Raw genomic sequence first — 12422 nt, 5'->3', positions numbered from 1 at the left:
CGCGGGCAGCGCCAGCACCGCCAGGGTGAGCGCCAGGCCCCGGGTCAGCGCCGGGCGCCAGCCGCCTGGCAACGCTGTCACGACATGCGCGACCCCGTCGGAGACATCGTCGAAGTGCAGGGCGGGCAACGGCTCGTCGGCGGGCCGCAGATGGAGCACCTCGCCATGGCGCAGCTGCACGGTGGCGGGGGTGGCGTCGGCGTCGAACGGGTCCTCGCCGAGCCGCTGGAGCACCCAGGGCGTGCCGCGGTCGGCCGTCTCCGTCGTCACATGGCGCACCAGTACGGGCAGCAGCGCGGAGACCGGTGTGGTGAGCGGGATCGCCAGGTCGGCCTGGCCGGTGGGGCCCACCACCGTGACCCGGCAGACCTCCGAGGCGGGTGCGGTGACCGCGGGGGCTGTGGTCATCGGACTGCTCCTGGGGAGAGGGAGGGAGAAGTGGGGAGGGTGCGCATGCCGCGCATGCCGCTCGTGCCGTTCATGCTGTTCATGACGACACCAGCCCGGTCTGTACGAGGCGTACCGAACGCCGGGTGACCAGCTGGGCCCGGCCCGCGGGCAGCGTGCGCGGCTTGGCCTCGCCGAGGAACTTGCCCTCCTCCTTGGGGTAGGAGAAGAGCAGACCGGGGTTGCCCAGCTCCCACAGCCGGCGCAGCACCGGGTCCATCATGGCGCGGATCGATCCCGAGGTGCTGCGGGCGACGACCAGGTGCATGCCGATGTGCAGGCCCTGCGCGAGCAGCGGCACCAGGGGCGCCATCGGGGAGGGGGCGCCCGGCGCCCCGGAGAACAGGTCGTAGTCGTCGATGAGGACGAACAGCAGCGGCCCCTCCCACCAGTCGCGGCGGGCGAGCTGCTCCGGGCTGATGTCCGGGCCCGGCACCCGCTTGCCCACCGACACCGAGGCACTGGTGGCCAGTTGGGCGAGCGCGTCGCTGTCCACGACGTACCCGACCCGGTACGCCTCGGGCACCGAGTTGAGGAGTCCGCGCCCCGGGTCGGCGACCATGATGCGCGCCTCCTCGGGGGTGTAGCGGGCGGTGATGGCGCGGATCATCAGGCGCAGCGCGTTGGTCTTGCCGGTCTCGCCGTCGCCGAACACCATCAGGTGCGGGTTGGTGGTGAAGTCGTGCCAGACCGGTTCGAGACGCTGCTCGTCCCAGCCGAGACAGACCTTGAAGTCACCGTCCGACACCGGGAGTTCGGTCACCGGAAGACGGGTCGGCAGCAGCCGGACGCCGGGGGCGGGGCGGCCCGTCCAGAAGGTGTCGATCTCCGCCACGGCCGACTTGGTGGCCGTCGTGAGATCCCCGGTCTCGCCCGAGCCGTCCAGCCGGGGCAGCGCGGACAGGAAGTGGTGGGTGCCCGCGGTCAGACCGCGGCCGGGCTGGTGCGGTACGGCCGCCGCGATCCGGGAGCCGACCTCGGACTCCATCGAATCGCCCAGCCGCAGCTCGAACTTGGTGCCCAGCAGGTCGCGCAGCCGGGGCCGGAACTCCGACCAGCGCACGGCGGAACCGATCACATGCAGACCGAACGACAGTCCGCGCGCGGCCATCTCGATGACCCGGGGCTCCAGCTCCTCGTAGTCCTGGCGCAGCGTGCCCCAGCCGTCGACCACCAGGAACACATCGCCGTAGGGGTCGTCGATCTCGCCCGTGGCCCGCAGCCTGCGGTAGGCCGCCATCGACTCCAGGCCCCGCGAGGTGAACTCCTCCTCGCGCTTCTCCAGCAGCTGGCTCAGCTCGGCGACCGTACGCAGGACGCGATCGCGTTCGAGGCGGGTGGCGACCGAGCCGACATGCGGCAGTCCGGCCGTGGAGACCAGACCGCCACCGCCGAAGTCCAGGCAGTAGAACTGGACTTCCTCGGGGGTGTGGGTCAGCGCCAGGGACAGCATCAGGGTGCGCAGCAGGGTCGACTTGCCGGTCTGCGGGGCGCCCGCCACCCCGATGTGGCCGTCGGCACCGGAGAGATCGGCGACCAGCAGCTCCCGCAGCTGCTCGAAGGGCCGGTCCACGATGCCGAGCGGCACCCGCAGGGAGCTGAGCGAGGGATGGTCCGCCGCGCTCATGCCGCGCACCGGGTCCGGCACGATGCCCGGCAGCAGCTGGTCAAGGCTCGGGGACTCGGTCAGCGGCGGCAGCCACACCTGCCGGGCCGGCGGTCCGCTCTCCGCCAGGCGCCCGATCAGCACCTCCAGGAGACTCTCCTCGTTCTGGTCGCCGCCCGACGCCTGTGCGGCGGCCTTGCGTTCGGCGGCGGCCGATGCCTCCCGGGCGGTCTCCAGCGCCTGCTGCTCGGCGATCCGCTCGGACATCAGCGTGCCCTGCCGCTCCAGCCCGAACAGGGTGATCTCCTGCCCGGCGGCGGCCAGTTGCGCGGAGTGCTCGGCCTCGTCCACCGGCTCCGGCGCGGCACCGGAGACATAGGCGGCCTTGAAGCGGACCAGGTTGGTGGTGTCCACCTTCAGATAGCCGTTGCCCGGCGCCGACGGCAGCTCATAGGCGTGCGAGACGCCGATGACGCTGCGCGACTCCATCGCGGAGAACGTCCGCAGGGCGATCCGGTACGACAGATGCCCCTCGACCTTGTGGATACGGCTCTCGTCCAGCCGCTGGGAGGCCAGCAGCAGATGCACCCCGAGGCTGCGTCCGAGGCGGCCGATGGAGACGAACAGGTCCACGAACTCCGGCTTGCTGGCGAGCAGTTCGGAGAACTCGTCCACGATGATCAGCAGCGAGGGCAGCGGCGTCAGGTTCACCCCGGCGCCCCGCGCCTTCTCGTAGTCGAACAGCGAGGAGTACCCGGACTCGCGCAGCAGCTCCTGGCGGCGGATCATCTCGCCGTTGATGGAGTCCCGCATACGGTCCACGAGATGGATCTCGTCGGCCAGGTTGGTGATGACCGCCGAGGTGTGCGGCAGCCGGTCCATGCCGAGGAAGGTCGCGCCGCCCTTGAAGTCGACCAGCACCAGGTTGAGGATCTCCGAGGAGTGCGTGGCGACCAGGCCCATCACCAGGGTGCGCAGCAGCTCGCTCTTGCCCGAGCCGGTGGCACCGATGAGCAGACCGTGCGGGCCCATGCCGCCCTGCGCCGACTCCTTGATGTCCAGCTCGACGACCTCGCCCTCCTCCGTGACGCCCAACGGCACCAGGAGACGGGCGGACTGGGCGATGCGGGGGCGCCACTTGGCGGCCACGTCGAAGCCGCGCGGGTCCCGGATGCCCAGCAGCGCGGTGAGATCGAAGTCCGACTCCAGCGGCCGGTCCACCAGGTCCACGCTGCCGCTGGTGCGCATCGGCGCCAGCAGCCGGGCCAGGGTGTCCGCCTCGGTGCGGCTGAGCGCGTCGGCCTCGGCGCTCACCGTGTCGTCACCGGCCGGGAATTCGACGCCGGTGCCCCGGGTGGTCAGCCGCAGCACCTTCGGGCCGCCGGTCATCGCGCCCGTCGCGTCCAGCAGTACGACATTGCGCAGCCCGCCGTGTGTCAGCCGCGACGTCTCGGGCAGCCGCACGCCCTGCGCCACGACCACCACGAACGGTTCGGCCACGCTCGGCGAGGCGTCCGGGTCGTGGTCCGGCCGGTCCCGTACCTCGGTGCCGAGCAGGTCCATCAGCGCCTCGTGGTCCTCGGCGGCGAGCCGCACCTGACCGGCGTCGTCCTCCTCGTGCGGATGCGCGTTGTGCGGCAGCCACTTGAGCCAGTCCCACTCGGCCCGCGCCGACGCCCCGCCCAGCAGCGCGATCCGCAGTTCGTCGGGGGAGTGGAACGCGGCGAGCTGTGCGACCACCGCCCGCAGCAGCCCGAGCGCGGGCTCCGGCTCACCGGCCAACTCCACGCTGGTGAACCGCCGTAGCGCGACCGGGATCGGCAGCCGGGGCACCGTCTGGTGCGCCTTGGTGAACCGGCGCAGTGAGATCGCGGTCAGCGGCTCCAGGTCCTCCACCGGCTTGGTCTGCGGCGGCAGGAACTCCAACGCGGCGCGGCGTACGCCCTGTCCGATGCGGACCCGGCCGAAGTCCTCGTGCGCCGGGCGGCGTTCCCACAGCCGGGTGCCCATCGCCAGCGCCCACAACTGCCCCGGCTCGGGGTTGTCCCAGAGCAGGGCGGCCCGCTGCTGCTCGGCGGCCTGCCGGGCCTGTCGGCGCTTCTGCGCGAGATAGCGCAGATAGTCACGCCGCTCGGCCCGCATCCTGCGCCGCCGCTCGGCGCCGGCCCGGCCGATCTGGGTCAGCGTCATGCTGACCATGGCGACGCCCATCATCCCGGACATCATGTACGTCGTCGGTCCGGCGCTGCGCATGGAGAACATCAGCACCATGGCGCCGCTGCCCAGCGCCATGGGCAGATACATCAGCGCCGATCCGAAATCGGCGCTCGCCGGCTCCCCCAGGACCGGCGGCTCCGCCAGCTCGACCTGTCCCTCGGGGAGCTGCGGACCCTCGGCGCGCGGTGAACGTTTGGCCACCACGGTGCTCAATGGCAGGGACCTTTCTCAAACGCTCACGCGGGCATGGCTGGTCAACCACTTGCGCGTGGGTGCGGGTTGATGCTTGGTGATGTGGAGGGAAGTGATCCACTACTGGGCAGATGATAAGCGCGGGAAGGCCGAGACGGGTGAACACATCTCGACCCTGGGCCGCCAACTCGGAAATTTTGCTTGGCTTTTGAAATAGGTGATTGGCTCGTTTCGCGATAACTGGCGCTCACTTCCTTGGGATCCAGGGGTTGTTGATGATCGCTTGAGGTTCATTCGTGCACGGCCGCAGGAAAGTGAATCTCTGGTTACAGAGACATGGACGCACGGTGCGATCACCGCATCCGTAGCCGTACGCGACGTATCGGACACGCATCGTGGTGCCGCTTCGGCGCCCGCGCGCGGGGAACTCGGGGAGACGGATGCCGCCGACCGCGGAGGAGGTGCCGTCGCCGTGGACGACTGGGACATGTGGGACAGGCGCGAGAGGACCCGGCTGTCACCGCGCGAGCGGCTGGCGCTGCTGGAGATCGAGGCGCGTCTTCGGGAGGACCGGGGCTTCGCCCGCCGGATGGGCGGCGGCGCCCACCGGGAACGGGGGGACCGGGCACACCGGCGGATCTGGCTGCCGACCGGCGTACTGCTGCTGGCCCTCGCCTCCGCTTTCTGCGCGGTCATGGGCATCCGCACCGCGGACCCCGGGCTGCTGTGGTGCTTCGCGGTGCTGTGGCCGCTCACTCTCTTCCAGGCGTTCCGGCTGCTGTGCCGGCTGGCCCGCCGACGGGGGCGGGCGGGGGAGCGGGCGAGCTCCTGGCTCTGAGCCTCGCGCGTGCGGCCTCGCGGTCGGGGCCGCGCGGGCCGACCGCGCCGGAACGGGGGTCTTCGCACCCCTGACGGATGGGCTCTCCGCACCCCTGACGGCCGTATCCGCCGCCCCTCCGCCGCGTCCGGTTTGAGAGCGGGCCGTCCGCCGTGCATGGTGGGTGCTCCAAGGTCAGGTTCATGGTCAGGAAGTGGCCGCACCGGCCCCTACCCGACCTGCCCAGGGAATGCCATGAAAGCCTTCTCGCCGCAGCCGGGCGCACCGGCCCCCCTGCTGATCGAGTCCTCCGTCGTGGAGGGCCTGCCCGCCGAGGGCGCGCTGCTGCTGCGCATGTCCGGCACCCTGGACGCGCACGGCGCCCACGCCTGGTCGCAGGAGCTGCGCGGCCATCTGGAACAGGCGGACCGCGCCGGGCTGCGGCCCGTCCTCGACATGGCCCACGTACAGCTCGGCGGCGCCGCGGTGCTGCGCACCCTCAGCGAGACCACGCGGGCCCGCGCCGGACGCCCCGATCTGATCATCGTGCGGGCCCGGCCCGGCGTCCGCGAGGCCGTGCACCTGGCCCGCCTGGACGGCGTCCAGCTGTACGCCACCCTGGGCGAGGCCGTACGCGAACTGGCCCGCGCCGCCGCCAAGGTGGAGGAGCTGCCCGCCTGGCGCTCATCGATGGCCGATCCGCTGCGGCCGTCGTACCAGGACCTGCACCAGGAGGTCCGCGCCCTGCGCGCCCGGGTCCGCACCGCCCCGGTGATCGGCATGGCCCAGGGCGTGCTCATGGCCCGCTACGCCCTGCCCGAGAGCGGCGGCGCCTTCCGGGTGCTGCGGGAGACCTCCCAGCGGTTCAATGTGCCGCTGCGGGTGCTCGCCTCCGCGGTCGTGGTGGCCCGCCCGCCCGAGGGCGCGATCTGGTTCCCGGGCCGCCGTCCGCTGCCCGTGCCCCCGCTGCGCCTCCTGGCCCGCACCGACCGCGACCCCCGCTACCGCGGGCAGATGATCGACGCCGTACTCCGCGAGGCGCTCGCCCTCGCCCATGCCCCGGCCGGGCACGTCCTGTCCGTCGACCCCGCCGTGAACGCGCTCGCCCTGGAAGCCCGGCACGGCGGCACGGACCCCTACCTCGACCACCTGGGCCGCGGCCGCGGCGACGGTACGGCCGAGGCGGTCGCCCGTACCCGCGGGCGGCGCGTGAGCATGCCCGACGTGGCCACCGACGCGCTGCTCACCGAGGACAGCCGGCGCGCCCTGCTCGCGAGCGGCGCGCGGGCCCTGCAATGCGTCCCGGTCCTGTCCTCCGCCGGCTGCTGCGCCGGTCTGATCACCGTGCACTGGCCGGAGGCCGGACACCGGCCGACCTCCACCCGGGCCGAGGCCCTCGGCCTGCTCGCCGCCGACACGGCCGCCTGGTTGGCCTGGTACCACCGCACGGTCCTCCTCGACGCCCTGGAACATCTGCATCACCGGCTGACCCGCAGGCCCTGAGGCCCGGCCGGGCCCCGCGGGAACCCGGACATGCGAAACGTGGCCCGCGTCGCCGCGGGCCACGGTCACCGATCGTCAGTGAGCGCCGAGTCCCCCGCCTCCGAAGGACCCGCTGGACCCGCTGCTCCAGCGCGGACGCTTCTGGTCCTCGCTGGTCTTGGAGTCCATGTTGCTCAGCTCGTAGGGGGTCAGCGGACGGCCGCCCTTGGGTGTCTTGGGAACCTCCTGGTAGTCCCGGTTCTCCCGGATCTCGTGCACCGCACCCTCCGGTGGCAGCTTGGGCTGCTCCTCGGGGCGTGGGCGAGCGGGCTCGCGGGACTTGACGCGAGAGGTCAGCCAGAAGCCGCCGGCGAGCAGTGCCAGCAGCCCGACGGCCACGACGAAGAGTACGAGGCTCATCAGGCCGCTCGTCGCGGCCAGCTGCATCGATGCGGTGTTCATAGGACAGAGATACCCCTCCTATAACCGTACGAATCGAACAAATGAAATAAATGGGACCTCGGTGGCGCGGGGGCGGGGTTTGTCGCGGATCCTCGGGGCAACCCGCACCCTGTGACCCAGCAGGCTTCCCCGCAGCAGCTCTACCGGTTCCTGGAGGACCGCTTCAGCTGCGCCCAGGCGTGCACGGAGTGTGCCCGTGCCTGCTCGGTACGGGTCAGCCTGGTCGATCCGGGCGGCCCCGAGTGCCAGGAACGGGTGCGCCGGCTGGGGATCATGTGCGCGGAGGTGTGCGACGCCACCTGCCGGCTGCTGTGCGAGGAGAGCCGGCAGGGCGAGGAGGGGCTGCGTGGCCGGGTGGACCGGTGCCGCCGGACCTGCCTCGAATGCGCCCGCGCCTTCGAGGAGTACCCCGGTGCCGAGTCCGCCGCGACGGCCTGCCGGGCCTGTGCCGACGCCTGCGTCGACTTCCTGGAGACGCTCGCCTGACGCTTCCCAATTTCTGAAACACGTTCTACGGTGTGCGCCGTCAGGACCGCCCTTGGGGAGCCTGGAGGCGCCGTGCACCTCGACCACACGCCCGAGCAGCAGCGACTGCGCGCCGAACTGCGCGCCTACTTCGCCCGCCTGGTCCCGGACAACGCCTACGCCAGGTACGCCGACCCGGCCGCCCGCAAACGCTTCTACCGCGACACGATCCGCACCCTCGGCGCCGACGGCTGGCTCGGCGTCGGCTGGCCCGAGGGGTACGGCGGGCGGGGCCTGTCGGCGATGGAGCAGTTCATCTTCTTCGACGAGGCCGCGCAGGCCGGCGTACCGCTGCCGCTGATGGCGCTGAACACGGTCGGGCCGACCCTCATGAAGTTCGGCACCGAGGAGCAGAAGGCGTACTTCCTCCCACGCGTCCTGTCCGGCGAGATCGACTTCGCGATCGGCTACAGCGAGCCCGAGGCGGGCACCGATCTCGCCGCGCTGCGCACCAGGGCCGTACGCGACGGGGACACGTACCTCGTCAACGGGCAGAAGATCTGGACGACGAACGGCGACACCGCGGACTGGGTGTGGCTCGCCGTGCGCACCGACCCGGACGCCCCGCCGCACCGGGGCATCACCATGCTGCTGGTGCCGACCTCCGACCCCGGCTACTCCTGCACCGTCATCAACACCCTGGCCTCCCACGACACCACGGCCGGCTACTACGAGAACATCCGCGTCCCCGTCTCCCGCCGCGTCGGCGCCGAGAACCAGGGCTGGCGGCTGATCACCAACCAGCTCAACCATGAACGCGTCACCCTCGCGGCGCACGGCACGATGGCCGTCCGCGCCCTGCACGACGTCCAGCACTGGGCTGCCCGCACCGAACTCGCCGACGGCCGCCGGGTGCTCGACCTCGGCTGGGTGCGCCGGCTGCTCGCCCGCACCCACACCCGTCTCGAGGCCCTCAAACTCCTCAACTGGCAGATGGTCACCGCCGTCGAGGACGGCACCCTCACCCCGCAGGACGCCTCCGCCGTCAAGGTCTACGGCTCCGAGGCCCGCCGCGACGCCTACGCCGCCCTCATGGAGATCACCGCCGCCGCCGGCCCCCTCAAGGAAGGCTCTGCGGGCGCCGTCCTCCACGGCGAACTCGAACGCGGCTACCGCTCAGCCGTCATCTTCACCTTCGGCGGCGGCAACAACGAGATCCAGCGCGAGATCATCTCCTGGATCGGGTTGGGGATGCCGAGGGTGCGGCGCTGACCACGGGCCCTAGCCGTAAGCCCGTTCGCTCTCCCGGTAGCGCTCCAGCAGAAGCGGGTCCATCAGGGTGGAATCCGGGCCGTAGAACTTGCCGAACTTCTCCCGGTACTTCTGGAACCAGTGCGGCCGTTCGGACAGGAAGAAGACATCGTGGAGGGCGATGGCGCGGATCGCGAGGACGGGCACCGGTGCCCGGCTCACCACGAAGCGGGGATTGCGCGCCGCCGTCACCTCGCAGTTCTCGTGGAACTGGCCGATCATCAGTCCCCGCGCCACGAAGTCGTCCTTCACCCGCTCCTGGGCCCGGTCGAGCAGTGCGGTGTCCTCGCCACGCAGATCGGGCAGCACGACCACCATGGCTTGCAGCATGGGATTCCGGCCCTGCCAGGTCGTCAGCTCGTACTCGCGCAGGCTGCCGCGGGCGATCTCCTCGACCAGTTCGGGGCTCGGTGCGTGCCCGACCAGCCGTAGCCGGACCTCCAGCGTCCGGTTCCTGCGGGAGGGCGACACGAACGGGCAGATCGGCCCGGTGCGGCCGATCTCCGGATGACTCGCCGATATGTACTCCGTCAGCCATGAGTCGACCGACTCCAGCGCGGCGCCGAAGTCGACGACGGACGCCCTGGACGTCATGACGTACCCGTCAGATCGACGACACGATCGACGGCGACGCGGGCGAGCCGATGGATCTCGGAGGCGTCCGGAACACGGGCGTTGACGAAGCTGAGGACGTCGTCCGCGGGCACGATCACCCACGCGGTCTCGATACGGAAGTGGTCGACGGCGGACAGCCAGCGCACCAGGAAGCCGCCGTCCCCCAGCTCGACGGGCTCCACGGCCACCCTCGTGATGTCGAGCTCCACGCCGTCGTTCAGCCCCATCCGGTAGTGCGCGCAGTCGCGCACCGCGGCGAAGAGTTCCTGGTACACCTGCCGGCAGGCTCCGTTGCCGAACCGCGCGACATGATGGAAGACCACCGAACCCACGATGTTCGTGAACAGCGCGGACGCGTGATGCGTCGTCTCGGGATGCGTGCCGTGCGTGAGCATGTTCGTCAGATCGACGATGGCCCGCCCCGACGCGTCGCCGGAGACGAAGACGGGATCGTAGGCGGCGCTCGGCTCCTCGCCGAAGAACGACTCCTCCAGATCCTCCTCGCTCAGCAGCAGTTGTGAGAAAGCGGCGTCGTCCATCACGTCTCCTATCGGCGTACGAGGCTCAGCGGGCGCATGTCGGTCCAGTGCTCCTCGACGTAGGCGAGGCAGGTCGGGCGGTCGGTCTCGGCGAGCGCGACGGTCCAGCCCGCGGGCACCTCGGCGAACGCGGGCCACAGCGAGTGCTGGCCCTCGTCGTTGACGAGCACGAGGTAGGTGCCGTCGGGGTTCTCGAAGGGGTTGCTCATCATCGCTCCCTGTGCGAAACGGTCGAGGCGGGGGACGGGCGCGTCAGCTCTTGTCCAGCAGCGTCGTCACGTACTTGTGGATGCCGTTGACCGAGGTGAACAGCGCCATGTCCTCGAACTGCGGGTCGATGACCACGCCGTGCCGCTCCTCCAGCCCGTGCTGGAGCACGACCAGGGTGAACGAGTCGATGGCCAGCTCGGCGTCGTCCGGCAGTTCCCCGGGCGGTCCGAGTCCCGCGCCCTCGCAGAGAATCGCCCTGATGTCGTCCTTCGAGATCATCGGTCCCCCTGGGTCCGTGACGACGATTGCGGTATGACGCGCTCGTGCATCAGCGCACGGTCGCGGACCAGCTTTCCCATCGAGTTCCGCGGCAGCCGGTGCGTGACGAAGAACCGCTTGGGATTCTTGACCGGGCTCAGCCGCTCCCGGCACCAGGCGACGAGTTCGTCCGGGGTGAGCGCTTGGTCGGTCCCCACGAACGCCTCGATGACCTCCCCATGGGTCACCACCGCCTCGGTCACCCGGGGGTGCTCCAGCAGAACGGTCTCCACCTCCGCGAGGTCGACCTTCAGACCGCCCACGACGACCAGGGAGTCGGACCGGCCGAGCATGCTGAGAATCCCGGTAGCCGGGTCCTGGCCCACCCGGTCGTAGGTCCGCAGCCAGCCGTCCGCGAAGCGATCGGTGTGCTCGCCGTACAGATACGGCGTCCGTTCCATCCGGACGAAGAGTTCCCCGTCGAACACCTTCACCTCGGCCCCCGGCACCGGGGGTCCCAGCTCAGGAGGTACGGCCGCGCCGGACAGGTCGCCCGCGATCAGACCGAACTCGGTCACGCCGTAGACCGGGCTGATCGGCAGGCCGAAGCGTGCGCGGAACCGGTCGTGGGTTTCCCCCGGCACCCGTTCACCGCCGGAGACCGCGAGCCGCAGCGCGGGCAGTTCGGGCAGACTCCCGATCCGGGACAGCAGGTCGTAGTGAACGGGGGTTCCGTACACGGCGGATGTCTCGGTCCGTGCCAGCATGCGCACCACCTCGGCCGGGCGGAGCGTCGGTGGGACGATCAGGGTCGCCCCGGCCGCGAGCGCGTGCAACACGCCGCTGACCAGGCCCATGTTGTGCATGACCGAGTTCAGCAGCATCACCCGCTCCCCCCGGCCGGGAATTCCGGGCAGCGCGCCGTGCCGCTCGATCTCGGCCAGTACGGAGTCGGCCGACCGGCCGATCACCTTGGGCCGGCCCGTCGAGCCCGAGCTGAACTGCACCAGACGGATGCCGTCGACGGCCGGCCGGCCGTCGGGCAGCCGCCGGACGGAGAAATCCGACTCCTGCCGGAATCCGGCTACCGGCCCGCCGGCCCCGGTGGTGACGACGACGTACTGCGGCCGTACCAGGTCGACCAGCGGCTCGTATTCGGCCGGCTTCAGCCGGAAGTCGACCAGAACCACCTGTGCGCCACGGCTCCACAGGGCCAACAACACATACAGATAGGTGAAACTCGGTTTCATCCGCAGAAGAACCGAACTGCCCTCCGTGATGCCCTGCTCCCGAAAACGCTCCCCGAGCTCCGTGACCGCCGTGCGCAACCGCCCCCGGGTGACCGGCATGCTGGAAACAGCCCACGAGTCGTCGTCCACGCCCCGGCTCAGTAGATGGCTCAGCCACCATGTATGTGCCATACCCGCTTCCTTTTGCAAAAACAGGTCAGCGAAACGTTCGATCTACGTTTAGTGAGGGTAAAGCTAGCAGCATCGTGAAACGTCGAGCAAGCGCTCCAGGATCAATGCGGTCACGCCCTGGCGGAAATGCGATGCCCCGGACGGACGTCAGCTCATGGCCTCTGAGCTGCTTAGATCGCCTCATGCCGACGCCGCCGGTCGCCGTTCCGTGCGGGTTTCTCGCCTCTTGCCGGTCGATCCCGTTGTCCCGCCGGCGGGACAAGTGCGTGATGTACGGGAATGGTTTCCTTGACCCGCCAATGCTCCCGGGTTAGGTTGCTCGTGATTGTTTTCCGGGTCGTTGCACCCGATTCCCATGCGCGCGGCCGAACTCGTCGATC

The 12422-nt window shown here is 70.6% G+C and carries 12 protein-coding genes; 4 read left to right on the top strand and 8 right to left on the bottom strand.

Annotated features, from left to right (window positions below; translation table 11 throughout):
- Positions 1-408 (bottom strand): EsaB/YukD family protein (locus CCN72_RS11035; RefSeq protein ID WP_208637972.1); only part of this gene is annotated, 408 nt, incomplete at its 3' end.
- A gap of 79 nt (positions 409-487) precedes the next feature.
- Positions 488-4474, bottom strand: a complete 3987-nt coding sequence (gene eccCa, locus CCN72_RS11030; protein WP_425276133.1) for a type VII secretion protein EccCa — start codon at positions 4472-4474, stop codon at positions 488-490.
- Positions 4475-4934: 460 nt separating this feature from the next.
- Here eccCa and CCN72_RS11025 point away from each other — a divergent pair, with 460 nt between their 5' ends.
- On the top strand, positions 4935-5300 hold the full coding sequence (locus CCN72_RS11025; protein WP_086807364.1) for a DUF3040 domain-containing protein: 366 nt from the start codon (positions 4935-4937) through the stop codon (positions 5298-5300).
- A gap of 234 nt (positions 5301-5534) precedes the next feature.
- Positions 5535-6782 (top strand): ANTAR domain-containing protein, encoded by a 1248-nt coding sequence (locus CCN72_RS11020; protein ID WP_244174186.1) that lies wholly within the window; start codon positions 5535-5537, stop codon positions 6780-6782.
- Between the two features lie 75 nt (positions 6783-6857).
- Here CCN72_RS11020 and CCN72_RS11015 read toward each other — a convergent pair whose 3' ends face one another.
- Positions 6858-7223 (bottom strand): DUF6479 family protein, encoded by a 366-nt coding sequence (locus CCN72_RS11015; protein ID WP_172427387.1) that lies wholly within the window; start codon positions 7221-7223, stop codon positions 6858-6860.
- A gap of 111 nt (positions 7224-7334) precedes the next feature.
- Between CCN72_RS11015 and CCN72_RS11010 the strand changes: the two genes are divergently transcribed.
- Positions 7335-7709: a four-helix bundle copper-binding protein gene (locus tag CCN72_RS11010; RefSeq protein ID WP_086807363.1), complete on the top strand. Its 375-nt coding sequence runs from the start codon at positions 7335-7337 to the stop codon at positions 7707-7709.
- Between the two features lie 72 nt (positions 7710-7781).
- The gene (locus CCN72_RS11005) at positions 7782-8960 is read left to right on the top strand and encodes an acyl-CoA dehydrogenase family protein (protein ID WP_086807362.1); all 1179 of its coding nucleotides are present in this window, start codon (positions 7782-7784) and stop codon (positions 8958-8960) included.
- Positions 8961-8969: 9 nt separating this feature from the next.
- Here the strand turns inward: CCN72_RS11005 and CCN72_RS11000 are convergent, their stop codons facing one another.
- The 5 genes from CCN72_RS11000 to CCN72_RS10980 are packed head-to-tail and all read right to left on the bottom strand — an operon-like array spanning position 8970 to position 12042.
- Positions 8970-9593 carry a DUF6875 domain-containing protein gene (locus CCN72_RS11000; protein ID WP_086807361.1) on the bottom strand — a complete coding sequence of 208 codons (624 nt, stop codon included), beginning with the start codon at positions 9591-9593 and terminating at the stop codon, positions 8970-8972.
- Entirely contained in the window at positions 9590-10153 is a 564-nt protein-coding gene (locus tag CCN72_RS10995; protein ID WP_086807360.1) for a hypothetical protein, read from the bottom strand. Before CCN72_RS10995 ends, CCN72_RS11000 begins: the two co-directional genes overlap by 4 nt.
- 8 nt (positions 10154-10161) lie before the next feature.
- Positions 10162-10362 (bottom strand): MbtH family protein, encoded by a 201-nt coding sequence (locus CCN72_RS10990; protein ID WP_085563148.1) that lies wholly within the window; start codon positions 10360-10362, stop codon positions 10162-10164.
- Positions 10363-10405: 43 nt separating this feature from the next.
- Entirely contained in the window at positions 10406-10642 is a 237-nt protein-coding gene (locus CCN72_RS10985) for an acyl carrier protein (protein WP_086807359.1), read from the bottom strand.
- The gene (locus CCN72_RS10980; protein WP_086807358.1) at positions 10639-12042 is read right to left on the bottom strand and encodes a class I adenylate-forming enzyme family protein; all 1404 of its coding nucleotides are present in this window, start codon (positions 12040-12042) and stop codon (positions 10639-10641) included. The genes CCN72_RS10985 and CCN72_RS10980 overlap by 4 nt, the downstream gene beginning before the upstream one ends.
- Positions 12043-12422 lie beyond the last annotated feature (380 nt).

Source organism: Streptomyces murinus (assembly GCF_002154555.1).
Lineage (GTDB): Bacteria > Actinomycetota > Actinomycetes > Streptomycetales > Streptomycetaceae > Streptomyces > Streptomyces murinus.
Note: the sequence above shows the minus strand (reverse complement) of the source record. Positions and strands in the feature narration are given on the sequence as shown.